The organism is Ruegeria faecimaris (assembly GCF_900182615.1).
In the GTDB taxonomy this organism is placed as follows: domain Bacteria; phylum Pseudomonadota; class Alphaproteobacteria; order Rhodobacterales; family Rhodobacteraceae; genus Ruegeria; species Ruegeria faecimaris.
Window position 1 is genome coordinate 40,688 of sequence record NZ_FXTE01000017.1, and the last position, 25,676, is coordinate 66,363.

General features: G+C 57.4%; 24 protein-coding genes. 9 read left to right on the top strand and 15 right to left on the bottom strand.

All coding sequences use genetic code 11. The features are described 5' to 3' along the window. Positions 1-56: 56 nt before the first annotated feature. From FN806_RS18525 to FN806_RS18545, 5 genes are all read right to left on the bottom strand, one after another. Positions 57-1,244 (bottom strand): cytochrome P450, encoded by a 1,188-nt coding sequence (locus FN806_RS18525; RefSeq protein ID WP_142639879.1) that lies wholly within the window; start codon positions 1,242-1,244, stop codon positions 57-59. Further along, positions 1,244-2,596 (bottom strand): TRAP transporter large permease, encoded by a 1,353-nt coding sequence (locus FN806_RS18530; protein ID WP_142639881.1) that lies wholly within the window; start codon positions 2,594-2,596, stop codon positions 1,244-1,246. Before FN806_RS18530 ends, FN806_RS18525 begins: the two co-directional genes overlap by 1 nt. Beyond that, positions 2,593-3,099 (bottom strand): TRAP transporter small permease, encoded by a 507-nt coding sequence (locus tag FN806_RS18535; RefSeq protein WP_142639883.1) that lies wholly within the window; start codon positions 3,097-3,099, stop codon positions 2,593-2,595. The genes FN806_RS18530 and FN806_RS18535 overlap by 4 nt, the downstream gene beginning before the upstream one ends. A gap of 57 nt (positions 3,100-3,156) precedes the next feature. Continuing rightward, complete coding sequence (locus FN806_RS18540; protein WP_142639885.1) at positions 3,157-4,176, bottom strand: TRAP transporter substrate-binding protein; 1,020 nt, start codon at positions 4,174-4,176, stop codon at positions 3,157-3,159. Positions 4,177-4,245: 69 nt separating this feature from the next. Further along, positions 4,246-6,279, bottom strand: coding sequence for an FAD-dependent oxidoreductase (locus tag FN806_RS18545; RefSeq protein ID WP_142639887.1), 2,034 nt, complete (start codon positions 6,277-6,279; stop codon positions 4,246-4,248). A 103-nt stretch (positions 6,280-6,382) separates the two neighbouring features. Here FN806_RS18545 and paaG point away from each other — a divergent pair, with 103 nt between their 5' ends. Genes paaG through FN806_RS18565 form a run of 4 tightly spaced genes read left to right on the top strand, consistent with a single transcriptional unit; the run spans position 6,383 to position 9,531 of the window. Further along, complete coding sequence (gene paaG, locus FN806_RS18550) at positions 6,383-7,168, top strand: 2-(1,2-epoxy-1,2-dihydrophenyl)acetyl-CoA isomerase PaaG (protein ID WP_142639889.1); 786 nt, start codon at positions 6,383-6,385, stop codon at positions 7,166-7,168. 2 nt (positions 7,169-7,170) lie between these two features. Then, positions 7,171-7,596, top strand: a complete 426-nt coding sequence (gene paaI, locus FN806_RS18555) for a hydroxyphenylacetyl-CoA thioesterase PaaI (RefSeq protein ID WP_142639944.1) — start codon at positions 7,171-7,173, stop codon at positions 7,594-7,596. A gap of 24 nt (positions 7,597-7,620) precedes the next feature. Further along, on the top strand, positions 7,621-8,931 hold the full coding sequence (gene paaK / locus FN806_RS18560) for a phenylacetate--CoA ligase PaaK (RefSeq protein WP_142639891.1): 1,311 nt from the start codon (positions 7,621-7,623) through the stop codon (positions 8,929-8,931). Positions 8,932-8,934: 3 nt separating this feature from the next. Further along, on the top strand, positions 8,935-9,531 hold the full coding sequence (locus tag FN806_RS18565) for a TetR/AcrR family transcriptional regulator (protein WP_142639893.1): 597 nt from the start codon (positions 8,935-8,937) through the stop codon (positions 9,529-9,531). Between the two features lie 117 nt (positions 9,532-9,648). Here the strand turns inward: FN806_RS18565 and FN806_RS18570 are convergent, their stop codons facing one another. Next, entirely contained in the window at positions 9,649-11,628 is a 1,980-nt protein-coding gene (locus FN806_RS18570) for a bifunctional 2',3'-cyclic-nucleotide 2'-phosphodiesterase/3'-nucleotidase (RefSeq protein ID WP_246097340.1), read from the bottom strand. A gap of 239 nt (positions 11,629-11,867) precedes the next feature. After that, complete coding sequence (locus FN806_RS18575; protein WP_142639895.1) at positions 11,868-12,773, bottom strand: LysR substrate-binding domain-containing protein; 906 nt, start codon at positions 12,771-12,773, stop codon at positions 11,868-11,870. A gap of 180 nt (positions 12,774-12,953) precedes the next feature. On the opposite strand from FN806_RS18575, the gene ugpB reads away from it, so the two are divergent. The 5 genes from ugpB to FN806_RS18600 are packed head-to-tail and all read left to right on the top strand — an operon-like array spanning position 12,954 to position 18,054. Continuing rightward, positions 12,954-14,264 carry a sn-glycerol-3-phosphate ABC transporter substrate-binding protein UgpB gene (ugpB, locus tag FN806_RS18580; RefSeq protein ID WP_142639897.1) on the top strand — a complete coding sequence of 437 codons (1,311 nt, stop codon included), beginning with the start codon at positions 12,954-12,956 and terminating at the stop codon, positions 14,262-14,264. Between the two features lie 57 nt (positions 14,265-14,321). Beyond that, positions 14,322-15,203, top strand: a complete 882-nt coding sequence (gene ugpA / locus FN806_RS18585) for a sn-glycerol-3-phosphate ABC transporter permease UgpA (protein WP_142639899.1) — start codon at positions 14,322-14,324, stop codon at positions 15,201-15,203. A gap of 20 nt (positions 15,204-15,223) precedes the next feature. After that, positions 15,224-16,060: a sn-glycerol-3-phosphate ABC transporter permease UgpE gene (gene ugpE / locus FN806_RS18590; protein ID WP_142639948.1), complete on the top strand. Its 837-nt coding sequence runs from the start codon at positions 15,224-15,226 to the stop codon at positions 16,058-16,060. A 3-nt stretch (positions 16,061-16,063) separates the two neighbouring features. Continuing rightward, entirely contained in the window at positions 16,064-17,119 is a 1,056-nt protein-coding gene (ugpC, locus tag FN806_RS18595; protein ID WP_142639901.1) for a sn-glycerol-3-phosphate ABC transporter ATP-binding protein UgpC, read from the top strand. Next, on the top strand, positions 17,119-18,054 hold the full coding sequence (locus FN806_RS18600) for a glycerophosphodiester phosphodiesterase family protein (RefSeq protein WP_246097342.1): 936 nt from the start codon (positions 17,119-17,121) through the stop codon (positions 18,052-18,054). The genes ugpC and FN806_RS18600 overlap by 1 nt, the downstream gene beginning before the upstream one ends. 110 nt (positions 18,055-18,164) lie before the next feature. On the opposite strand, the gene FN806_RS18605 is transcribed toward FN806_RS18600, so the two are convergent. The 8 genes from FN806_RS18605 to FN806_RS18640 all read right to left on the bottom strand — a co-directional run bounded on the left by FN806_RS18605 (position 18,165) and on the right by FN806_RS18640 (position 25,668). Further along, a complete protein-coding gene (locus FN806_RS18605) occupies positions 18,165-18,860 on the bottom strand; it encodes an RraA family protein (RefSeq protein WP_142639905.1) in 696 nt (231 codons plus the stop codon). Further along, a complete protein-coding gene (locus tag FN806_RS18610) occupies positions 18,857-19,552 on the bottom strand; it encodes an alpha/beta fold hydrolase (protein ID WP_142639907.1) in 696 nt (231 codons plus the stop codon). The genes FN806_RS18605 and FN806_RS18610 overlap by 4 nt, the downstream gene beginning before the upstream one ends. Then, on the bottom strand, positions 19,549-20,673 hold the full coding sequence (locus FN806_RS18615) for a cobalamin-independent methionine synthase II family protein (protein ID WP_142639909.1): 1,125 nt from the start codon (positions 20,671-20,673) through the stop codon (positions 19,549-19,551). Before FN806_RS18615 ends, FN806_RS18610 begins: the two co-directional genes overlap by 4 nt. Before the next feature lie 58 nt (positions 20,674-20,731). Beyond that, positions 20,732-21,694 (bottom strand): cupin domain-containing protein, encoded by a 963-nt coding sequence (locus FN806_RS18620; RefSeq protein ID WP_142639911.1) that lies wholly within the window; start codon positions 21,692-21,694, stop codon positions 20,732-20,734. A 150-nt stretch (positions 21,695-21,844) separates the two neighbouring features. Further along, on the bottom strand, positions 21,845-22,819 hold the full coding sequence (locus tag FN806_RS18625; RefSeq protein WP_142639913.1) for a nuclear transport factor 2 family protein: 975 nt from the start codon (positions 22,817-22,819) through the stop codon (positions 21,845-21,847). After that, positions 22,816-23,835, bottom strand: a complete 1,020-nt coding sequence (locus tag FN806_RS18630) for a LacI family DNA-binding transcriptional regulator (RefSeq protein ID WP_142639914.1) — start codon at positions 23,833-23,835, stop codon at positions 22,816-22,818. The genes FN806_RS18625 and FN806_RS18630 overlap by 4 nt, the downstream gene beginning before the upstream one ends. Further along, entirely contained in the window at positions 23,835-24,602 is a 768-nt protein-coding gene (locus tag FN806_RS18635) for an SDR family NAD(P)-dependent oxidoreductase (RefSeq protein WP_142639916.1), read from the bottom strand. Before FN806_RS18635 ends, FN806_RS18630 begins: the two co-directional genes overlap by 1 nt. A 1-nt stretch (position 24,603) precedes the next feature. Beyond that, positions 24,604-25,668 (bottom strand): ester cyclase, encoded by a 1,065-nt coding sequence (locus tag FN806_RS18640; protein ID WP_246097344.1) that lies wholly within the window; start codon positions 25,666-25,668, stop codon positions 24,604-24,606. Positions 25,669-25,676: the final 8 nt, after the last annotated feature.

Below are 25,676 nucleotides of genomic sequence, written 5' to 3' on the forward strand. Positions count from 1 at the left end.
CTTATTATTAACCGTACGGTCGGTCAATAAATTTCAGAACAAGCAGCACGGCTAGTTCAAACCTGCGCGGGCAGGTAGGCGAACCCCCGAAACCGGATACGCCCCCCACGCTGAGCACTTTCCGTGATCTGGTAATCAGGGAACCGGTTCAAAAACCGGCTAACGGCAACCCGACCTTCCATCCGGGCCAAGGTCAAACCAACGCAAGTATGCGGCCCGCCCGCAAACGCGTGGTGCTTGTTGGGACGGCGATCCAACATCATGTCATCGGGGAAATCAAATTGTCGCGGATCGCGGTTGGCCGCGCCGATGCAAAGATGCAGATCGGTTCCTGCTGGAATGACATGTCCGTGAAATTCCACCTCTTCAGTGGTCAGGCGATTGCCGAACTGGTTCGGGCTTTCCAGACGCAGAAACTCGTCCACTGCGGTGGAAATCAGGTCTGGATTAACCAACAGCTCGGTCCGCTTATCCCTGTGGCGGTCCAACAGATCCAAAGCGTTGCCTATCAGGTTTGTCGTGGTCTCATGCCCGGCATTTAGAATGAAGATGCAGTTCTGGTACAGTTCAACTTCGGTCAGGCCACCCTCGGTGTCATCCTGTATCAACCGGGTCAAAACATCGGTCTCCGGGTTGCGCGGATCGGCCCTGCGGTCGTCGATGATATCGCGCAGAAAGGCTTTGAACTCGCGGACTGCGCGGTTGCCCCAATCTTCCTGCTCGGGCGTCAGCTGCGGTTCCAACGCCCCGAGAATGGCCAAGGACCACTCACGCAACGGCTCGCGCTCGGACCGAGGGATGCCCAGCAGGTTGCCGATGATCTCGATCGGGATCGCCCCGGCAAAATCCTCGATCAACTCAACTGTGCCCTTGGCCTGCATTTGATCCAACAGCGCGTCGACAAGTTCGATCAGACCCGGCTCCATCTGCGCCAAAGCGCGCGGGTTCATCGCGCCGACCATCACCTTGCGGACACGCGAGTGCAAGGGCGGATCATTGAACACAAGACTGGTGGTGTGATGTTCAAACAATGGGCTATCCACCCCGTATTTGGGGCCAAACACGGCCTTCTTGTCCGAAATGAATCGCGTTGTGTCCCGATAGATGATGTCCAGATCCTGATGTCGTGACAGGATCACCGACCCATCGGGTTGCAGGCAGACGGGCGTATCTTCACGCAGCGCCCTATAGGTAGGATAGGGATCATCGTGGAACCCGTCAGGCAGCTTGGTCAGCGCAAACATCAGTGGCCCATCGCCCCCATCTGTTCCGGCAGAACCAGCACAAGCCAGGGCACCAGAACGATCAGGGCCAGCCGAAAGATATCTGCGATCCAGAACGGAGTTACCCCTCTGAAGATCGTCCCAGTCGACACATCCCCGACCACACCCTTCAGAATGAACACGTTCAGCCCCACGGGCGGGGTGATCAGGCTGATTTCGGTGACGACGACCACAACAATGCCGAACCAGATCGGGTCATATCCCAGCGATGTGACCAGAGGAAAAAAGATCGGCACGGTCAGCAGTAGCATCGACAGGGATTCAAAAACACACCCCAAAATGATGTAGATGCCAAGGATCATCAGGATCACCACAAAGGGCGCAACGTCATACGCTGTGACCATGGCGATCAGCGCTTCTGGCAAACCGGCGAGGTTGATGAAGTTCGAAAATATCTGCGCCCCGATCAGGACCGAGAACAGGGCCGCAGCGGTCGCGGTGGTTTCCTTCAAAACCTCGAATGTTGAACCCAGGCTAAGCCCGCCGCGCGACAAGGCAATCAAAAAGGCGCCCATGGCCCCCATCCCTGCCGCCTCGGTCGGGCTGAAGGTCAGGTTCAGCGGTTGAAAATCGAAGGCACCATAAAGCCCGCCAATGACCAGAAAGAACAGCAGCAACACGGCCCAGACCGAGCGCAAGGCCCTCAGGCGCTCGACCCAACCGTAGCGTTCGCCTGCCGGTCCCGCCTCTGGTTTGCGCCAGACGGTCCAGCGCACCGCGAGAAGATAAAAAAGAATGCCAAGCACACCGGGGATAATGCCCGCAACAAACAGTTTGCCAATCGAGGTTTCCGTCAGCAGGCCATAAATGACCAGGATCACCGAGGGCGGGATCAGGATGCCAAGCGTGCCACCCGCTGCAATCGACGCAGTCGAAAGCTCATCCGCATAACCATACCGGCGCATTTCCGGCATCGCGACCTTGGACATGGTGGCCGCTGTCGCCAGAGACGACCCGCAAATTGCCGAGAACCCGCCGCAGGCCGCGACAGTCGCCATGGCGATGCCGCCCCGGAAATGGCCGAGAAATGCATTGGATACCGCATAAAGCTCGCGCGCGAGCCCGCCTTTGTTCACGAACAGGCCCATCAGGATGAACAGAGGCACCACCGACAATCCGTAATCCTGTGCCGTATCGGTGATCTGGCGACCCACCATCGACATCGCCGCCTTCAAGCCGCGCTCCGAAAAGATGCTGCCGCCACGTTCGTAGGCGAACCCAAGCGTACCAACCAGACCCATCGCGAAGACGATAGGCAGACGCACCAGTACAAGCACCAGAACAAGGGCAAAACCGATAAGTGCGGCGGTCATTGAGAGGTCTCCGACAAGGATTGGGGGGAGAAGATAGTAATCAGGCCCGTGACAATCATCGCCATGGCCGTGATCGCAGTGAACCCGGCGATGAACCAGCCGACATAGAATACCGGGATCGACAGGTATTCAGTCACATCGCCATAGTCCCGTGCGCGCTCGGCAAGAATCCAGACGCGTTTGATCGGCCAGATGAGCATCACGCCCGACACAATATATACAACAGCGTCACGCGCTCGGCTCAGCCGCAAGCGGGAAAATACTCCGTCCGTCAGGTCGACGGCGATCTGACCCTTTCCGGCTGAGATCATCGGCAGAACCGAAAACACCATGATCGCCATGAGAATACGTGTCAGCTCAGTCGCTGCCTCAATCGGGGCGTTGAAGACAGACCGCACTATGACGTCAAAAAAGGTCATCACCATCAGGATGAACAGCGCTATACAGGCCAGCAGCGTCGGAGCGATGCTGACGCGACGCGCAAAAGTCACGAGAGATTGCATGATTGGGTCCCGGCTGGTGAATATGGCTGGCGAAGAGACCCCGCCAGCCGGACTGCGTTACTGGGCAGCCATTTCATTTACGATCATGTCATAGGCCGCCTGTGCGTCAACACCGGTGCCGTTGACCTCGTCAATCACCTTGGCGCGGACATCAACGGCGATCGCGTTGAACTTTTCCAGATCTTCCGCCGAGGCCGCGTTGATTGCGTTGCCCTCAGTGGCTTCGGTCGCCTCGCGGCCGATCCCGTCGATCTCGTCCCAGATCTTGCCGATTTCGCGGCTCAGCGGTTCACCGAACACATTCTCCTCCAGCGCCTGTTGCAGCTCAGGGGGCAGGTCGGCAAACGTTTCTTCGTTCATGATAAAGGCGAACGACCCGCGATACAGACCGCCCGGAACCTCGTAAACGTTCTGGGCAACCTCGGTCAGCTTAAAACCCTTGCGGGATTCAAACGGCATGACAACGCCATCGGCTGCTTTCGAAGCAAGGGTCTCATAGACTTTCGGTGCAGGCACCTGGATGCCGGTCGCGCCAAGCGCTGTGCCGACGTCACCGCCAACCCCACCTGGGATACGGACCTTGAGGCCCGACACTTCATCCAGCGTGGTCACCGCGCTGCTGGAGTGCAGCTGCGCCGGACCATGCGTATGCAGGGCGATCACTTTCACGCCGCGATGCTCGTCCGCGGCCTTGAGATGTGCGTCATAGGTGCGCCAATAGGCGACCGATGCGGCCTCTGCCGAGCCTTCATATCCGGGCAGTTCTATCATCTTTGTGGTGACAAAGCGCCCCGGCTGGTAGCCGTGGAAAATGATCGAGGCATCCGCCGCGCCATCCATGATCAGATCCATCTGTGCTGGTGGCGGCGCGATGCCCAACTTCAGTTCGGCGGTGACCTGACCGTCTGTGGCCTCTTCAACCATTTCCACGAATTTTGGCCACATCTTCGCGTTGATACCGTGGGTCGGCGGCGCCCAGCTGGATATGGTCAGCGTATAATCTGCGGCCAGCGCCACGGTGCCCGAAACGGCCAAGGCGGCTGAGGCCAATAGCGTGCTCAAACTGTTGAGTTTCATGGTTTTGTCTCCTCCCTCTGAAACATACATTGAATCTGCGTTAATAGTCCGTTTTGTAACCATCAATAGTCATGGTGATGTGGTCTGCCCCGCAATCCTCCAAGACCCGGGGCTTTCAGAGGCGACGGTCTCCATTATTCCCCGCGACAGCTGCGCCCCAATTTCATCCCGATAGTTCATCGGCCCCCCGCGCCAGCGCGGGAATCCGTAGCCATGGATCTGGACCATATCCACGGCCATCGCGTTTTCGGCGATACCCTCTTCGATGATCAATGCGCCCTCATTCGCAAGTACTGCGATCAAACGGGACGAAATCTCGGTGCTCGTAAACGCGCGCCGGGTGATGCCATGTTCAGCCGAGTTGGCTTCGATCAAAGCCTCGACCTGTGTATCACGGATCGGCGTACGGTCGCCGTCATCATAACTATACCAGCCTTTTCCGGACCGCTGCCCGAAACGCTCCATCTCGCAAAGCTGGTCGGCCACAGAGACATAGCGCTCATCCGGTGGGCGTGTTGCGGCATTGCGCTTGCGATTGGCCCATGAGATCTGAAGACCGGTCAGATCCTGCAATTCGTACGGACCCATGGGCATACCAAAGTCGCGCATGGCCTGATCCACTTGATAAGGCAGCGCACCATCTGCCAGAAGATAATCAGCCTCGCGCCGATAGGCGGCCAGCATGCGATTGCCGATAAAGCCATCGCAAATACCTGATAGGACCGCCACTTTGCCCAGCTTTTTGCCAAACGCAAATCCGGTGGCGATGACCTCTGGGTCCGAATGCCCGGTATGTACGATTTCAAGCAGTTTCATGACATGGGCTGGGCTGAAGAAATGTAGACCTATACAGCGGGCCGGACTGTCGATACCGGCGAAAATCTGGTTTGGATCCAGATAAGATGTGTTGGTGGCAAGAATTGCGTTTGTGTCCATATGCCGGGTGAGTTCCGCGAAAACCTGCTGTTTGACAGATATGTCCTCAAACACCGCCTCAATGGCCAGTTGCGCATCCCGTGCGTCGGCATAGCTGTCAACGGCGCGAAATGCGCTCAGGCGGCTCTGCATCTGCGCCTCAGTCAGCTTTCCCCGTTTGGCAGCGCCTTCGAGCAGACCCTTAACACGCCCCAAGGCCGCCGCAGCGGCTTCGGCGTTCTGCTCAATCAACGTGACAGAAAACCCCCCATTCAGGGCGGCGGTTGCAATCCCGGCACCCATCAGACCGCCGCCGACCACCGCGATACGGCTGATGTCGCGCGGGGTTACGCCTCTGATCAAAGAAGGTTTGGACACGCTCCGTTCGGCAAAGAAAGCATGGCGAAGGGCTCGGCTTTCGGCACCTTGTCGCAGGGCCAAATGGCGGACGCGCTCTTTTGGCAAGGCATCGGCAAAGGGTTCGGTTGCCCACCCCAATGCCGTCAGATTTTCCAGCGGAGACTGCTGACCCTTTGACCGTTTCAAAAGTTCCGCGCGCGAAACCTCTATCAGGTCCGGTGCAAAGCTGGTGAGGCTACGCTGACTGACTGGCACTGGTCGCTGCGGCAGGTTGGCCGCAAAGGCCTCAACGGCAGCCTCAGGCTGTTCAGCGACAAGATCAAGGCCACCCAGCCCTAGTAACGTTTCTGCAGTCAGGATCTTGCCCCGGCAGGCCATGTCAATCGCGGCCTCCATCCCCACAAGACGGGGAATACGCTGGGTGCCCCCTGCCCCGGGGATCAGGCCGACATTGACCTCTGGCAGACCAAATCTGGTGCCCGACGCGGCAATGCGCCAAGCGCAAGCCATGGCAATCTCGAACCCGCCGCCCAGAACAGTACCGTGCATGCAGGCGATAAAGGGAACTTCACTGTCTTCGATCATCTGTACTACGTCAGGCAGATGTGGCTCAACCGGTGGGGCGTCGAACTCTGACATATCGCCACCGGCAACAAAGGTTTTACCCGCACATCGCAGGACAGCCACGCGCGCGCCTTTGATGGCACCTACCGCGTCGGCCAACCCCTGACGCACCGCAGCGGATGTCGCGTTCACTGGCGGATTGTTGATCGTTACCCAAGCAACGTCACCCTTCCGCTCAACGCTCACCACCGGCGATTTTGCCATAACCCATCCCTTTGATTTGCTCAGATTCGGCTTGCATTTATATATTGACCAACCGTTCGGTTAATGCAATCATAAAGTTGAAACGATACCGGCCGAGGCAGTGATGAGCGATACGATTCTTGTAGAAAATCACGGGAACTGGGTCGAGATTACGTTGAACCGTCCAGACAAACTGAATTCGTTCAACGAAGACATGCATCATGCGCTTCAGGCTGCCTTGAATTCCGCGCGCGATACAGGCGCGCGGGCAGTGCTGCTGACGGGCGCCGGGCGTGGCTTTTGTGCCGGCCAGGACCTTGGCGACCGCGATCCGTCGAAAATGGACGGGCCGCCGGATCTGGGCAAGACCGTCCGCAGTTTCTATGCCCCTTTGGTGCGGCTGATCCGGTCGCTGAACTTCCCTATCATCTGCGCGGTGAATGGTGTCGCTGCCGGCGCCGGGGCCAATCTGGCACTGGCCTGCGACATGGTTCTGGCAGCGGAAAGCGCGAAATTCATCCAGAGCTTTTCTAAGGTCGGCCTGATACCGGACACTGGCGGCAGCTGGCACCTGCCCCGCCTTTTGGGCGAGGCGCGCGCCAAAGGGCTGGCCTTTACCGCACAGCCCCTGCCCGCCAAACAGGCCGAAGACTGGGGCCTGATCTGGAAAGCCATACCCGACGATCAGCTATTAGCAGAGGCTCGTACGCTGGCTGATCAACTGGCCAATGGCCCGACCCTTGGGTTGGGCAAGACCAAACACTGTATCCAAGCAGCGGCGACGACCTCTTTGTCTGTTCATCTGGAACTCGAGGCTGATGCGATGAAAATCTGCGGCGAAAGCGCGGATTATGCCGAGGGCGTGTCCAGCTTTCTTGAAAAGCGCGCGCCCAATTTTCAGGGTAAATGACGATGACACCAAAGGAACGTGCCAGCAAATCAGCCGCTGCGATGTGGGCGAGTGACGAAGCCAGCAAATGGTTTGGCATGGAGCTTGTCGAGGTGGACGAAGGCTGCGCAGTTCTGGCGCTGACCGTCGTTGCGCATCACTGTAATGGGCACGGCATGTGCCATGGCGGCGTGACCCATGCCCTGGCCGACAGCGCCTTCGCCTTTGCCTGCAACAGCCGTAATCACGCGACCGTTGGCCAGCACACGATGATGAGCTATCTCGCCCCCGGCAAGCTGGGGGATCGCCTGACGGCCACCGCGACCGAGGTCTCGGTTACGGGTCGCAGCGGCATCTATGACGTGCGCGTCACCAATCAAGACAGCAACGTGGTCGCCGAATTCCGCGGCATGTCCCGCGCGATTGGTGGCACGAATTTTCAAGAATAGCTTCGCGACCGAAGGAGTAACGCGATGGAGGACCTGTCCCCTAACAAAGCTGACCTGGACCCGATCGAGATCGCCTCGGTTGACGAAATCCGCGCCACCCAGTTGGAGCGTCTGAAATGGTCCCTGCGTCACGCTTACGAAAATGTGCCAATATACACCCAGCGCTTCGACGATGCCGGCGTGCATCCGGATGACCTGCAACAGTTATCTGACCTTTCGAAATTTCCCTTCACCTACAAGAACGACCTGCGTGACAACTACCCGTTCGGCATGTTCGCCGTGCCGCGCAGCCAACTGGTTCGGCTGCATGCCTCATCCGGGACAACCGGCAAGCCAACCGTTGTGGGCTATACCAAAGGCGATATCGACAACTGGGCCGATCTGGGTGCTCGGTCGCTGCGGGCCGCAGGTCTGCGCAAGGGCGATATCGTGCATAACGCTTATGGCTATGGCCTGTTCACCGGGGGTCTGGGCGCGCATTACGGCATCGAACGTCTAGAGGCGACCGTGGTTCCGATGGGCGGCGGACAAACCGAAAAACAAGTTGGTTTAATCACAGATTTTCAACCCGATGGGATCATGGTGACCCCATCCTACATGCTCAACATCCTCGAACAATTCCATAAGGTGGGCCTTGATCCGCGCGAAAGCTCTCTGAAGGTTGGTATCTTCGGCGCGGAGCCTTGGACCGACGCGATGCGCTCGGAAATCGAGGCTGCATTCGACATGCACGCGGTCGACATCTATGGCCTGTCGGAAATCATGGGGCCCGGCGTTGCCAGCGAATGCGTCGAAACCAAGGATGGCCCTGTGATCTGGGAAGATCACTTTCTGCCAGAAATCATCGACCCCGCCACCGGCGAAGTACTGCCTGACGGTGAAACTGGTGAGCTGGTCTTTACCACCCTGACCAAAGAAGGGCTGCCGATGATCCGCTATCGCACGCGCGATCTGACCTGCCTGCTGCCCGGAACGGCCCGTTCCATGCGTCGCATGGCCAAGATCACCGGCCGCAGCGACGACATGATGATCCTGCGCGGCGTCAATGTCTTTCCCAGCCAAATCGAGGAACAGGTCATGGCGACTGGAGGCCTTGCGCCTTATTACCAGGTCGAGCTGTATAAATCCGGCCGGATGGATGCCATGCGGGTCTTTGTCGAAGCCTCTCCGGGATCTACCGATGAAATGTCCAAGACGGCGGCCGCCCGGATGCTGACCAAACGCATCAAGGACATCGTTGGAGTTTCAACTGAAATTGTTGTAGGTGAGCCGGGCGACGTCGAACGCTCTCAGGGCAAGGCGAAGCGCGTCATCGACAACCGCGATAAGGATTAAGCCTTGGCCCGGACAATCGCAAAAGACCACGACCAAAAGCGGGAACAAATCCTGAAAACGGCAGCCAAAGTATTTGCCGACCAGGGGTTTGATCGCGCTTCGATGACCCTTTTGGCCAATGAGTGCGGAATCTCCAAGGCTAACATTTACCACTATTACGACAGTAAGGATGCCATCCTGTATGACATCCTCGAAACCTATCTGCGCGAGCTGCGCGACCGCATTTGCGAGGTCGATCTGACGGGTCTTACACCCGAGCAAAAGCTGCGAAAGACCGTTCGTGAGATCCTGTTCGCTTATCAGGGTGCGGATGATGAACACCGAGTGCAGATCAGCGGCATGAACGCCCTGCGCGACGATCAGCAAAAGCTCTTACGAGGGTATCAGCTGGATCTAGTGAATTTCGTCCGGGACATCCTGAAAGACCTGTCTCCGGACTCGTTTGGCGATGACAAGGACAAGCTGCGCGGTGCCACGATGTCAGTTTTTGGCATGCTGAACTGGTATTATATGTGGAACACAGGCGCAGGCACCAAAGCACGTGAGGATTACGCTGATCTGGTCAGCACCCTAACGCTCCACGGAATACGCAAACTCTAGACCCAGGACGGGCCGCTTCGCAAGACAGTTGCCTGACAGAATAATTTAGGCTCACCCCCCAATTCCGATCCATACCATTGGGTCAGAAATTAGGGGGATGAACCTGCTTTCAATCTGTTACAGCTGGATGCGGAAGGCCGCAAAGCCATCTGCGCCCTCACCGGCATCCTCGATCGAAACCCCTTTGACGTCACTCATATAGTCACGCGCCTTCGGGCCTGTTTCGAACAGGACCGTGGTGCCGTCCAGCGGGGCAAACGACCAGTTGGCATCTGCTTTGGGGTCAATCGTGCCCTGTTCGACGATATAGCGGACAATCACGTCGCGGTTGGTGTCCGGCGCCTCGAACACAACCGTGTCGCCCATCGCGCCGGGGAAAGATCCGCCACCGGACGCTCGGTAATTGTTGGTGGCGATAATGAACTCCATGTCATCCGTGACCGGAGAACCATTGAAGGCAAGGTCCACGATCCGGGCCGCGCCAGGGTTGACCTCTTCACCCTTGGGTCCAAACCGCGATGGCTGGGACAGGTCGATCTGATAGGTGACGCCGTCCATCACGTCGAAATTATAGGACGGAAACTCTGGGTTCAGCAGGACCGCGTCGCTTGCGCCCGGTTCGACCTGATTAAACATTCCGGCAGACCTCTCCAGCCAACCTCGGACCTGCGCTCCGTTCACCCGTACGGCGCGCACGGTGTTGGGATAAAGGTAAAGGTCGGCCACGTTCTTGATTGCCACGTCACCCACCGGGACATCGGTGTAATATTCCGGGCCACCACGACCGCCGGCCTTGAATGGTGCCGCGGCTGACAGAATGGGCAGGCCTTCATGTTCCGTGCCCTTCATCATTTCTTCGACGTACCATTTCTGCGCTATCGACACGATCTGTACAGATGGATCATCCGCTACCAGCGCAAAATAGCTGTGCAGCGGGGCCGACGTCTTGCCGACCGCACGGCGCACATAGGCTAGTGTTTCGTCGTGATCTTTCGCGACCGAGGCCAGCACGGCCTGATCATCCTCGACCAGCGCCGTGATCGAGCGATCTTCGTTCCGAACCGAAATCGGGCGCGCCTCAGACGTTGTGGTCACCACACGCCACTCGTTCCCATCGCGCTCCAGCAGCAGGTCCAGAAGGCCAAGATGCGATCCCCAGAACCCGCCCATGACGGCGGGTTTGCCCATCAACGTCCCTTTTGCAACGTCGATCCCGGGGCGGTCGGCAAATGTCTCGGACGGGAAAACAAGGTGGTTGTGACCGGTCACCAGCGCGTCAATCCCGTCAACACCGGCCAGCACAACCGAGGCGTTTTCCATACCGTCGGAATGGTCGGCATCGCCAATCCCCGAATGCGAAAGCGCGATGATCAGGTCGCAGCCCTGCTCTTTCATCTCAGGCACATAAGCCTGCGCTGTCTCGACAATGTCGCGGGCCTGCACGTTGCCTTCGAGATGCTTGCGGTCCCAATTCATGACCTGCGGTGGCGTAAACCCAATGACGCCGACCTTGATCGGGTGTTTGCTGCCATCGCCCATTTCAATCTCGCGGTCGAGAATCGCATAGGGTCTAACCAGCGTTTTATCCTCACGCGGGTTTGCCCCCTGTTCCTTTGCGACGTTGGCCAGTACAATCGGGAAATCCGCGCCAGCAAGCGCCTTTTCCAAAAAGTCCAAACCGTAGTTGAATTCGTGATTGCCCAATGTGGCGGCGTCATAACCGACTGTGTTGAAGGCGGTGATAATCGGGTGGCTGTCGCCCTCTTTCATCCCGCGCTCATAGGCGATGTAATCGCCCATTGGGTTGCCCTGCAGAAAGTCTCCGTTATCGACCAGCAGAGAATTCGTCGCCTCGGACCGGATGCCGTTGATGATCGAAGCGGTGCGGGACAGGCCTACCGTGTCGCGAGGCTTGTCGGCGTAATAATCATAAGGGAAGACATGCACATGAATGTCTGTCGTCTCCATTATCCGTAAATGCGCCTGATTATTGGCAGCCGCCGCAGAAAAAGGATGAAGTGTAATGGCCGCGGCGCTGGCGGTGGTGGTCGCAAGGAACTGACGGCGGGACATCAAGCTGGGGTTGGAAAATGGCATGTGACACCTTTCATTTTCGTTTGTCGACGCGACTTGTGCAGGCCCTGCGAAACAGTGGTGTGACACTGGCTGGCAGGTCCTGCCATGCGTCGAACTGGGCATGAACCAAGTCAGTTTGCCCACAAGTTTCAGGGCGCGTAAAGCAATCCCGGGGTCTCAATTCGATTTTTGTAAAATCTTGCCAATGCCCAAAGCCGCGTTCAGGCAATCAATCGGGCAACGCTTGCGACTGTATCCAGCTAAGGATCGGCGATGAAAGGTCCAAGGCTGTCGCTGAACTGTTCTATGAATTCCAGCGTGACCAGCGATGGTTGCTTCAAAACCGGTCGCACCAGCGACAGCGTATGAGGCAGAAATGGCCTGAAAGACCGATAGCTCAACCCCCTGTTCTGATATTGTACTGCGTCCAGTTCGCTAACGACAGACACCCCAACGCCCTTCACCACCAATTCGCAAGCGGCCGTGAATTGCCGAACCTCGATATGCGAGTTCAGTTCGACATTCGAGTTTTGAAATGCACGCGACAGGCGCGCGAAAAAGTCGCTGTCGCGCCGGGTGTGGATGATCTTCTGATCGGCAATATCTGCCGGTGTCACGGTCGAAAGGTCTTCCAGCGCATGGCCTGCGGGAAAGACGCAAACTGTGCGGATATCAATATGGGTGCTTTCGACAGCCGGGTGGCCATTAAACCCATCTGTGATTCCGAAATCATATTGCTCGCCGATCATCCACTCCAGGATGCGCTCGGGCCGATCCGGCTCTATCGTCATGGTGACGCCAGGCCGGTCGCTCAGAAATCCAGCAACAACGTCTGGTAAGTGACTGGTGGCGAAGCCAGGAAGGCAGGCGACGCGAATATGCCCGGCTTTGCGTTGCGTGATGTCCTGACTCACATCCGAGATCTGCCGCATCAGTTCCAGCACGCGCTCTACGCTGGGTTGCAGATAGCGAACTTCCTGCGTTGGGACCAATCGACCTTCGCGGCGGTCGAACAGTTGAAACCCAAGCGATTTTTCCAAGTCTGAAAGCAACCTGCTGACCGCAGGCTGGCTGACCCCCAGATCGGATGCGGCAGCCGTGACCGAGCCATTAACGGTCACCGCCATAAGTGCCTCAAGCTGCCTAATTCTCAGGGTTTGGCTCATGGAGCGTCCTGTTTTGCTGCGAACCTCGGTCAGTTCATAACATCGTATTATATTTTTTGCCAGAAAATCAGGCTTGAATTATATTTCTGTAACGTTAACGTCGTGAAATCGTCATGTGTGCCGATTACGCGTAGCGCTCGGTATTCAACGAAGCATCGCCTTTGATGCATGGGAGGAATCATGAAAACGAAATTGCTTGGCGCTCTTGCCGTATCAACAGCCTTGTCCCCGATCGCGGCAATGGCGCAAACCGAAGTTCAGTTCTGGCATGCCTTTACCGGCCGCCTGGGTGAGCTTGTGAAAGCTCAGGTTGAAGAATTCAACGCCAGCCAGGATGAATATGTCGTGGTTGAAAGCCACAAGGGCAACTATTCGGAAACCCTGAATGCAGGCATCGCCGCGTTCCGCGCCGGTGAACAACCGCAGATCCTGATGGTATTCGAGGTTGGCACCGCAACTATGATGTCGGCCCAGGGCGCGATCAAACCGGTCTATGAGGTGATGGCTGAAAGCGGTGCGTCATTTGATCCGGACGCCTATATCGGCTCGGTCAAAGGGTATTATACGACCACGGATGGCGACATGCTGTCCCTGCCCTTCAACTCGTCAACACCGGTTCTTTGGGTCAACCGCAATGCGTTCGAAGCGGCGGGCGTTGATCCTGACACCGATCTGTCGACCTGGGAAAAGGTCGGGGAAACGCTGGAGCAGCTCAAGGCCGGTGGTGAAGATTGCCCGTTGGTCACTGCATGGCAAAGCTGGATTCATCTTGAGAACCTGTCAGCCTATCACGACGTCCCCTTCGCCTCGCAGGATAACGGCTTTGCCGGTCTGGATACCGAGCTGATGCTGAATGGTCCGGCCCAGGTTGCACACCTGACCGCGATGGGTGACTGGGCCAAGGACGGCAAGTTCATCTACACGGGCCGCCGCAACGAAGGTGGCGCGAACTTCCGGTCCGGCGAATGCGCCCTGTTCACCGAAAGCTCGGCGGGATACGCCGGGATCAAAGCCGAAGCCGAGTTTGATTTCGACGTGCGTCCGCTGCCCTATTGGGAAGCTGTCACGGCCGAGCCGCAGAACACCATCATCGGTGGTGCCTCACTGTGGGTCATGGAAGGTCATGAGGCCGATGAATACAAAGGCGTCGGCGAGTTCCTCAGCTTCCTGTCCTCGTCTGACGTTCAGGCGGCCTGGCACCAGAACACCGGCTATTTGCCCATCACTACCGAGGCAGGTGAGGCGACCCGAGCGTCTGGTTTCTATGCCGAAAACCCAGGGACTGACATCGCCGTCATCCAGATGACCGCGAAAGAGCCGACGGCAAACTCGAAAGGTCTGCGTCTGGGATCATTCGACCAGATCCGTGGCATCATCGACGAAGAGCTTGAGGCCATCTGGGCCGGTGAAAAGACGGCTCAAGAGGCGATGGATAGTGCGAAGGAACGCGGTGACGCGCTGCTGCGCCGGTTCGAATCCGCCAATCAATAAGTCGTAATCTGATGTGGGCCCAATTGGGCCCGCATTCTACTCTGGTGGGCCAATAGAATGGAAAAACGCGTCATTTTTCGCGGCTGGCTGCTGCCGCTTGCGCTGATCGCCCCGCAGGTCATCATTTCCGCCGTCTTCTTTTTCTATCCTGCTGGTCAGGCCGTATGGCAATCGTTGTTCATTCCCGACCCGTTCGGGCTGTCGTCTCAGTTCGTCGGACTGGGCAATTTCGAATTCCTGCTGAGCGATAAATACTACCGAGCCTCATTCGTGACGACGGCGGTGTTTTCTACGCTTGTGACCCTGTGCTCGATGATCCCGGCCTTGTTTCTGGCGGTCATCGCAGACCGGCTGATCAAAGGATCAGGCGTGTATCGGACGCTGCTGATCTGGCCCTACGCCGTTGCCCCTGCCGTGGCCGGTGTGCTGTGGCTGTTCATGTTCAACACTCGCGTTGGTGTGGTCGCATGGTATCTGGGCCAGCTTGGCTATGACTGGAACCACGTCCTGAACGATGCCGAGGCCATGGGGCTGGTCGTTGTCGCCTCGGCCTGGGGTCGCATCAGCTATAACTTTCTGTTCTTCTTTGCCGCGCTGCAATCCGTGCCTCGCTCGGTCATCGAAGCGGCGGCGATTGATGGGGCCCATTTTTGGCGCCGGTTCTTTACCATCGTACTGCCGCTTTTGTCGCCGACCGCGTTCTTCCTGCTGGTCGTGAACATTGTCTATGCCTTCTTTGAAACTTTCGGCGTGATCCACACGATCACCGGAGGGGGTCCGCAACAAGCCACAACCATCCTGGTCTACAAAGTCTTTTCCGATGGGTTTGTGGGCCAAGATCTGGGGTCGTCTTCGGCCCAGTCGGTCATCCTGCTGGTGGTTGTCGGCCTGCTGACAGTGATCCAGTTCAAATATGTTGAGAAGAGGGTGCATTACTGATGGCGGCCCAACAACATGGAATGGTCGAGAAACGTGGTGCGGGCCTGTGGCTGACCCATGCGTTTATGATCCTTGGCGTTCTGGTCATCTTCTTCCCGATCTGGCTGGCCTTTGTGGCCTCGACCGTCACGCAGGCCGATATCATTTCGCCCCCGATGCCGGTTGTGCCAGGTGATCAGTTCTGGGTGAATTACAAGGCGGCCCTGTTCTCAGGCGTGAACGTCCCGGTCGCAGCGATGCTGTTCAACAGCCTGGTGATGGCGATTGGCATTGCCGTGGGCAAGATCGTCATCTCGCTCCTGTCAGCCTTTGCCATCGTCTATTTCCGCTTTCCCGGGCGGAACACGTTTTTCTGGCTGATCTTCCTGACCCTGATGCTGCCGGTTGAGGTGCGGATTGTCCCGACCTTCGAGGTGGTGGCCGGGTTTGGTATGCTCAACAGCTATTCGGGGCTGATCTTTCCGCTGATCGCCTCGGCCACTGCCACGTTCCTGTTCCGCCAGTTCTTTCTGACCATCCCGGACGAACTGGCCGAGGCCGCGCGCGTGGATGGCGCCCGCCCCATGCGGTTCTTTATTGATATCGTGATCCCGATGAGCCGAACCAACATCGCGGCCCTGTTCGTGATCCTGTTCATCTATGGGTGGAACCAATATCTCTGGCCGCTGCTGATCACGACCGACCCCGAGATGAACACCATCGTGATGGGCATCAAACAGATGTTCCCCTCGGGCGATGATTTTGCCCATTGGCCGACGATCATGGCGACCTCGATCCTGGCAATGATCCCACCGGTCCTTGTGGTGGTGTCGATGCAAAAGCTTTTTGTCCGCGGCCTTGTCGATAGCGAGAAATAAGAAATGGCAACAGTATCCCTTGAGAACGTCAAAAAGAGCTTTGGCCCGACGGACGTCATTCATGGCATCGACGTCGATATCGCGGATGGCGAGTTTATCGTGATCGTGGGCCCCTCCGGCTGCGGCAAATCCACTTTGCTGCGGATGGTGGCCGGGCTTGAGACTGTGACATCCGGCGAAATCCGGATTGGCGAAGAGCGCGCCAATGACAAGGAGCCGATGGACCGGGACATTGCAATGGTGTTCCAGAACTATGCTCTGTACCCCCATATGTCGGTACGCCAGAACATGGGCTATGGTCTGAAAATCGCCGGATTGCCCAAGGCTCAGATTGACCAGAAGGTGACCGCGGCCGCTAAGCTGTTGCAGCTTGAGCCGCTGCTTGACCGCAAGCCCCGTCAGCTTTCAGGCGGTCAACGCCAAAGGGTTGCCATGGGCCGCGCTATTGTCCGCGAACCTGCCGTGTTCCTGTTTGATGAGCCGCTCTCAAACCTGGATGCAAAGCTGCGTGTCCAGATGCGCCTGGAAATCCGCGAACTGCAAGAAAAGCTGGGTATCACTTCGTTATACGTGACCCATGATCAGGTAGAGGCCATGACCATGGCCGACAGGATGATCGTGATGAACGGTGGTGTTGCAGAACAGATCGGCACCCCGCTTGAGGTCTATGAGACGCCGCGGACGCTGTTCGCTGCGCAATTCATCGGCAGCCCGGCGATGAATACCTTTGACGCAGAGCGCCAGGGCGGAAAGATCAGGATCAACGATACCGAGATTGGCCCATCAGGCGGGCCCGATGGCCCGTTCAGATTGGGCATACGGCCAGAGCATCTGTTCCTTGATGAAAACGGGCCCTTTGATGTCGTAGTTCAGATAGCCGAACCGCTGGGGGCGAATACTTTGCTGCACGGTCAGGTGTCAGGCACTAGCGCGGCAATCACGATCAGCCTTCCGGGTGTTCATCCGATCGAAGGCCGTCATCCCAATATGCGTTTTTCTGTTGCGCCAGAGCATATGCATCTGTTTGACCCGGCCTCTGGCATAAGGCTCGAGGGCTGATGTCTTTCCCGCAGGTCGAGGCGTTTCGCGGCGGTAAAAACCTGATCCGTGTAGTAGGGCACCGGGGGGCACGCGGCGTCCTGCCCGAAAACAGCATGATCGGTTTTGATTTTACGCTGTCCATCGGGGTTCCGCTTCTTGAGTTTGACGTGGTGCTGACGGCGGATGATGTGCCCGTCATAACCCATAACCATCGGCTGCATGCGCCGACCTTTCGGGATGCCAGCGGTCAGTTTTTGACCGGAAAAGAACCCAAAGTCTCATCCCTGTCCTTCAACCAGATTCAACAGTTCGAAATCGGGCGCTTGGACGGACACTCGGATTATGGTCGACGGTTCCCCGATCAGGCCCAACTGGACGGTGTTCGCGTGCCAAAGCTGCAGGATCTGCTGGATCTGATCAATCGGCCGGAATACGGCGAAGCCAATCTGATGCTCGAACTGAAATCCGATCCGGATCTGGCCCATGACGCGGCCTATCTGGACCGCTTTGTCACATGCGTGGTACAGCAGGTTCGGGCCGCTGGCCTATCCGATCGCGTGTTGCTGCACAGCTTTGACTGGACCCTGTTGGAAGTCTGTCAGCGGCAGGCACCTGACATGCCGTCATCTTACCTGACGCAGCTTCCCGAAAATGCCGATGACCTTGGCGAGGATTCCTCCAAGGCCGTTTGTCCGGACTTTCGAGGCCAAAGCGAAAAAATCCCGCAAATGGTCAAGCAAGCGGGCGGCGCGCTTTGGTGTCCGTATTTCGCAGATGTGATTTCTGAGGACGTCGCGCTTGCCAAAGAACTTGGGCTTTGCGTAGCCGTATGGACGGTCAATGAACCGGCGGATATCAGCAGGATGATTGATCTGGGTGTCGATGCCATCGTCTCGGACTATCCTGGACGGGTTCAGAGGCATCTGTCGGATTTGGGCATGAGATGGGTGTGATCCAGCCGTGATTTCCGACACAATCGCCATCGCCGGTGACGGGCCTATTCAGGATCACATCGGCTCGCTGCCGGGTTAGTCTATGGCTGGGCCGCGCGGTTGTTGCTGCACTACGTGCGCGAGGATTCGAACGCAGCCCATGCTTGTTCAAAGACCTCAAAATCGAACTCTGACGCGCGTGCTGGGCCAAGAATAAGCTTTTCGGTTTCAAGCAATTTGCGGATCGCCTGTTCCAGGCTGTCCACCACTTCGGGCGGGATCACCAAAGCGCCGTGCCGGTCCGCATGCACCAGGTCCCCGTCCTTGATCGAGAGGCTGAAGATGGTCACCGGAGTGCCCACCTCTTTGACATGCACGAACCCGTGGCTTGGACCGACCGAGCCCGCCACAACCGGAAACCCATCCGGCAAATCGCCCAGATCCCGCATCACGCCGTTGGTCAACGCACCGCTGATGCCAAACCCTTTGTGGACCGTGGTATTGATCTCACCCCAGTAAGCACCGATGCAGTCCGGGAAATCCAAATCTTCGACAACCGTGACAGCCGGGCCTGTGCCCGTTGCCATATGCCGGTAGTAATCCATCCGGCGCTGACGGATCACTTCGGGAGGGTCTTCGGGAGGGTTCACCGCCGCGATTTTTGCCGTTCTGGCATAACCGACCATTGCCCCCGCATCGGGATCCGAGCACAGCATTGTGCCCCGCGTGAAATTGTCAAACCCACGCTTGCCTTGCGCCACTTCGATCGCATTGCAAACGGTGGGGGTGTCGACGGATTTCAAAAGATCCAGGAAGGGTTTTTTCATAGTGCCTCCAGCCAACGGCACAGAGCCGCTGTCGTCCGTTCGGGTTGTTCAAGTGTAGGCAAATGCCCCGCCTGTTCGATGACCTCGAAACGGCTATTCGTGAGAAGTTCATGCATCAAAGCGTGTCGCGAAACCGGGCACAGAGCATCATCTTTCCCGCACAGGATCAGGGCCTGCCCGGTATAACCGCGCAAGGTATCGCTTTGGTCAGGGCGATCTCGCAATGCTTTGGACTGGTTGATAAAAACATCCGGTCCAAGACCCAAGGCCATATCCATGCACAGGTTCAGAATTGCCTCGCGGTTCGGGCCATCGGTCAGGTAATTCGGTTTCATCTCCTCGGCCATGACCCGGCCCAAGCCCCCACTGGACACAGAAGCGATTTGTGGACCACGCTTGGCTTTGACGTCATCCCGTTCGGCCAAGTGGTTGGTATCCATCAGCGCCACGCTGACGACGCGCTGCGGTTGCTGCCGGATTATTTCCATCGCAACGATGCCACCCATGGACAGACCCGCAAGGACAAAGCGCGGGGGCGCATAAGACAACACTTCGGCGGCCAAAGCCTGCACCGTGTCATGCCCCCCAATCGGCGCGTAGAGGACAGGATTGCTGCTCGAAAGCGCCGCGATCTGCGGGGCAAAAAGCCGGGCGTCGCACATCATGCCGGGCAACATTACAAGTGGTTTCATGTGACCAATGCAGCCCCGTCGGCCAGAGATCCAAGCTTGGCAAAGGCGATATCAGGATCAACCGCACCAAATCCGGCAAAAGTGCCAAATCCGCAATCCGAGCCCGCGATCACTCTTTCGCGGCCGACAATATTCGAAAACCGTTCAATACGTTGGGCGACCAGTTCCGGATGTTCGACAAAATTTGTCGTGGTGTCGACAACTCCAGGTACAAGCACTTTGTCCTCAGGTATTTCGGCTTTGCGGTCACGGAACACCGTCCATTCATGCGCATGACGGGGGTTCGAGGTTTCGAACAGGACATAGCGGGATTTGGTCGACATCAGCGTGCCGAACACTTTGTCCATTCCAATGTCGCAACAATGCGGTCCTTCGTAATTGCCCCAGCAAATATGGACGCGCACCTTGTCAGCGGGAACGTCCTGCAATGCGTGGTTCAGGGCCTCAACATGCAAATTGGCGACTTTGACAAATTCTTCGTCCGAAAGGTCAGAGAACAGCATATGGCGAGACAAGGCCAGGTCGGGGCAATCCAGCTGTAGGTCCAGACCGGCCCCCACAATGGTTTCGTACTCTTGCTTCATCGCATCGGCGAGTGCAGCCAGATAGGCTTCACGCGTGGGGTAGAAATCATTTTGCAGAAACAGCGAGATGACACCCGGGCTGGCCGCGTTCATAAAACCACGCTCGACACCATGCGCGGCCATGGCGGCCTTGAGGTTGTCGATGTCTTTTTGCAGTTCACCTTGCCCTTTTGACCGCACCTCACCCACACACATTGGGCGCGCATATTGTGGCGTACCGCCATCATCAGCCAGGCGTTTCAGGAAGCCGGGAAACATCTTCAGATCTGCTGGCGCGTTGCGCGGGCTGTCCCCGTCAAAACCAGTATAGCGATCTTTGACATAGGTGGCGTATGAGATCTTCGACGTCTCGCCATCCGATACGATATCGACCCCGGCTTCGACCTGTTTGCGCACTGTCTCGGACACTGCCGAGGTCATGCAGGCATCAAACGCATCCGCGTCAAATGGCTCTGCACGCTCGCGCGCAAAGATGAAATCCACGACCTCCTGACTACGCGGAAGGCTCCCTACATGTGTGGTTGAAATGCGGGTCATTCCTTCTTCTCCCTCTGCAAGTCTGATCTGCGCCGCCCGGAAGGCAGCGCAGTTTGTTTCATGCACCTGTCCAAGTTGTACCGGCCGGATCTTCGGTTGCGGTAACGCGATAGAGCCCCGCGTCACCGGTCATCGAAGGCGTGACGCCATAGCTTTCGCCGGGCAGAACCAGTGCGGTATCCCCATTTGTCAGGGTTGTTTCAACATCCTCAATCGTAATCCGCCAGTGGCCACTGGCCGGCATCAAGACCACAGGCTTTTCGGCTTTAACCGGATCAGACACGCACGAGCCGCGACCAAGGAAATCAACCTCGAAACCCGGCTTGTCCTTGATCAGGCCGTTTTCACCGATCACAACGGCAGGCCTGTTTGATGACAGCGCCATCAAATCCCAATAGCGGGCCACGTAATTGCCAATCACGTTTTCGACGGGGACCTCGGGATAGGCTTTCAACTGCTCTTCAGTCAGCAAGGGCATGGGCTGTACGTTATGCGGCAGCGTTTCCCCTTTTTTGCTGTCGTAAAGAACCCCATTGTTTCCAAGCATCAAGCCATGGGCCTGCGCATCCTGAATAACCTGCGGCGCCCAGGTGACCCCGCCCCCGGCATCGTCACCGCCAAGGACCGCCATGATCATCCCATAGTCCTGCCCCACATTTTCAAACCCGCGGAAGATACCGGTCGGGATGTTGAAGATGTCTCCTTCTTCGGCAATGAACTCGCCAGCCGATCCGTATCTGCCCCAGAAGAACCGCCAACGGCCTTTGGCGACAAAAAACACTTCGGCCGTGGTGTGGCTATGCAGAGAGTTCCGGCATCTCGGCGGTTGGCCTGCGGCACCGATGTTGAAACCGATCTTATCGGTGATGTGGACATGCTGGTCGGGGCTTTCAGATACGCCCCCGCCGATGATGGTGAAGTTTTCCTTTTGATCTGACCCCGGGGTATGGGCGTCGATGAACGCGGTTTTACAGGGTTTCAATTCGCCATAACGGACGATGCGGCTTTGGATGGTACTCATTTCTGTCTTCCTTTTGGTTGGAGTTCGCTGCGGTCAAACTCCGAAACCAGGCGGGCGGTTGTTCAGTCGCCGGGCACGCAGGCTGGCCCGGTGGGCGTGAAAACGTCGCAGGGCCTGCCCAGCCTCCAGATTTGAGAGACGATGCGACATTTACAGATCACCGGTTTTCAAAAGGATCTGTTTCCAGACCGACGTTTCATCAAACAGAGTGTACTCACGGCGCAGACCCCAGGGGCCGAATTCGGCGTGGCTAATACCCAGCACAAAGACCTCGGCCCCCGTCGGCGTGCCGAACACACCCCATCCATCATGCTTACCATGCAGCGACCAGCGGATCGCGGCGCGGGGCGGCATCATTGGGTCGTCGCGACCAATCTGATGTTGAATTTTGAACTCGGCATTCGGGAAAGAGGCGCGAAGCCCCATCCAAAAGCGATCGACCGGAGCCCAGCTGTGACCAGTCGTGCCGCGCGGATATTCCGATTGCACGGCGCGGTCATACTCGGCACTGATCACGCTCAGGTCTGCAGACATGACCCGGTTCAGAATGTCGGCGTATTTCTGACCCCATTCATTGTCATTACCACGCCCTTTGTAAGGTCCAGGCTGATCATTCGCCGGCGTGTAAGGCTGGGCGCAAGCCTCTGGGCCGCCTTCGCGGGCGATCAGATCGCGGGCATATTCTTTTGGGTCCCAACCCATCTGTTGGACAATCGCACCCTGGTCGCGGATCAGCCATTCATCGTTGATCTGGTTGTTGATGGCGTGACAGTCAGCAAGGATACGGTAGACCAGCTTTTTCCCGGTAGCCTTCCCATAGGCACCGTCTCCCAGATGGGTCGCAGTCGACAAAAGCCTGTGCGAGGACAGCATGCCCTCTTCCGGTGTGCCGGACCAAATCACATCCTCACCCAGCAATGTGCGGTCGGGGAACTCGGCAAGCGTTGCCATGGTAGCGGCAATGACGCCCTGATTGCCAACGACAACTGACCCCGGGGATCGAACTACGATATCGGGCGCATAGTAATGGTGCAGCGTGGCAATGCCCCGATCTTCCCAGATTTCTTTTGTGATCCCAATAATATAGTCAGGAAAATCTTTGAATTTCGGGTCAAATCCCTTCATGTCTTCCATCCTTCAGGTATGCGTGCAGAACCACGAACAATCAGCGGTCCATCTATTTCCAATCGGTGCGGACCAACATCGGGCCCTTCGATTTTGCTCAGCAAAATGTCCACGGTTTCTGCAACCATACGGTTTGCAGGCTGTCGTACAGTGGTCAGGCTATAGGTTGGCCATGCCGCAACGGCCACATCGTCATATCCGACAACCGAAACATCTTCGGGAATCCTTAGGCCCAACTCGAATCTGAGGGTGTCCATCACTGCAATAGCCATGTGGTCATTGGCCACAAAAACGGCGTCGGGCGGGTCCGAGGCAAACATCTCCAGCGTTGCCGCCCGCGACTGTTCGCTGGTGAAGTTCCCAACGCCGCGCGCATGCAGTTCCGCCCCCGCATCATGCAAGGCGGCCCTGAAACCTGCTTCGCGGTCGCGCTGGGTCGACGCGCCTTCCCACCCGGCGATGTACCCGATCTTTTTATGCCCCCCGGCCAAAAGGAATTCGGCAGCCTTGCGCCCACCCGCGATATTGTCCGAGGTGACCGCCGACATGGCCGGGTCGTCCTGAACCCGGTTAAACAGCACCATCGGCACACCGGCAGCCAGACAACGATCCGACAGATCCGACGACAAAGCCACCGAAGCCGCGATAATCCCATCAACCTGAAAATCCAGTATTTCTTCGATCACGTTGTCTATGTTGCCGGCCTGATGCGACGCCATGAATACCAGCACGTGGTAGCCGCGCTCTTGCAACTTGTTTGTCAGCTTTTCCAACGCTTCAGGATAGAACTGATTGTTCAGATAGGCGACCACAAGTCCAATGATCCGGCTTTTGCCCGAGACCACCGCACGGGCCAGGAAATTTGGCCGATATCCCAGTTCATCCGCTGCCTTGCGCACTTTCGCGACCGTTTTTTGCGAGGCCGATGCACCAGGCGTAAAGACCCGGCTAACGGCGGATTGGCTGACCCCGGCCAGCCGGGCAACGTCCAACGATGTAACCTTCTGAGTAACCATCAGTCTGCCGTCCAGCCTCCGTCCACCAACATTGCTGTTCCTGTAACCAAAGCCGACGCCTCTGATGCCAGATACACTACCGCGCCCATAATATCCTCAATCTCTCCCGGGCGGCCCAGCTTGATCTTGTCCAAAATCCAGGCCCGTTTGGTCGGGTCCTCGAATGTAGGCCGGGACAAATCCGTCAGGATGAAAGTCGGGCAAATCGTGTTGACACGGATCTTTGCGGGCCCGAATTCCAGCGCCATCGCCTTGGTAAAGCCCTCGACCGCAAACTTGGAGGCGCAATAGACCGCGCGTTCCTGCCCGCCGACATGGCCCATCTGGCTTGAGATATTTATCAGCGATCCGGGACGCCCGGCCTCAAGCAACCCTATGGCAACGGCTTGGGTTAGGAAATAGGCCCCCCGGACATTGACGTTCATGACCGAGTCAAAATCTTCGGGCACCGTTTCGACCGCCTTGCTATGACGTGCAAACCCTGCCGAGTTCAAAAGGATGTCAAACGGTCCGTTTTCGGCGACAGCCGCGGCAGTTCCTGCGACATCGGTGACATCCATCTCAAGCACCTTGGCAGACCATCCCTTGGTAGTCATCTGATCGGCTATCTCTTGTAACGCACTTGCGCGGCGCGCCGCCAATGTGACCTCGGCCCCATGCTCTGCCAGCGCTACGGCGCAGGCCAGACCTATGCCCGACGATGCCCCGGCGACTAGCGCACGTTTGCCGCCTAGACTGAAACTGGGGGTGCTGGGAAAATTGAGCATATCAGACCTCGCCGACTGGGTATGGAATTTCACCTGCGACACGCGCTTTGTTGAATTCGCGCAGGCGGGCAAAGACATCTACGCCCAGTTGCCGGTACACGTCCAGCAGGTCGACCAACACCCAGTTCTCCCGGATCAGGCCATCTTCCAATCGCCAGAAATCCAACGATCTCATAGTGATGCGCTGGCCAGAAGGGGCGATACCCATCCAGCCATCATGAGTGATGGTCTGGATCATGTCCGGCCAGCCGGTAACAGCTGCATAATCACCGTCACCAAAGAAATGAAAGGTGATCTCGTCGGCGTATTTGCCTCGGTCCGGCATGCCACCTAGGAAAGGGATCTGGTGCCAGTTGCGAAACCCTGCAATGCCGCGCCCGGTGCCGATCCCAGCGGGGCCGTACCAGTTCATGCGCGGATGCCAGAACCTTTCCATCTCCATCACTTCGGGGCCACCCTGACTGGGATGCTTTTCCAGATGTTCAAGCATGGAAACGATATGGTCGCAGGAGGCCTTCGATTTTGCCTCATCCCAGGGGCCCCGCACGATACCGTCCAGCGTCGCCGGGCCGGGAATACAGAACTCCTGCCCCAAAGACGGGGCCATCGGCCAGGCCTTCGCCTGCATCATCACTTCGGGAATGTCCCAGAGTGCCTGGATTTCGACAACTTTGCGATTTTCAAAGCGGTAGAATTCGTGGAACCGCATATGGGTCAGATGCCCGGTCGGCGGGATGTCCAACCAAGGGGCGACGAAGGTGCCTACGTAGTGGCCGCCACAGCAGACCCAATCATCACCATGTTGCGTCGGCCCGCCCATCACAATCCAATCCCGGCGTTCCAGATCGGGCATGGATTTCAAAAGCGGTGTGTAGCAGGCATGATAGAGTTCCTGCGGCCCGGTCAGGTCGCCGAATGGATGGGGCATGTGGATGACGGCATCGGGCGCAATCACCGCCTGCAGTGCAGCTCGGACGCCGGTTTCGTCAAAGTTATACATGGCTTCGCGCAATGGCGCGATCAGGGCCTTATGGGTAGAATGTGTGTCCATTGCGAAATCTCGCATTGTGTTAT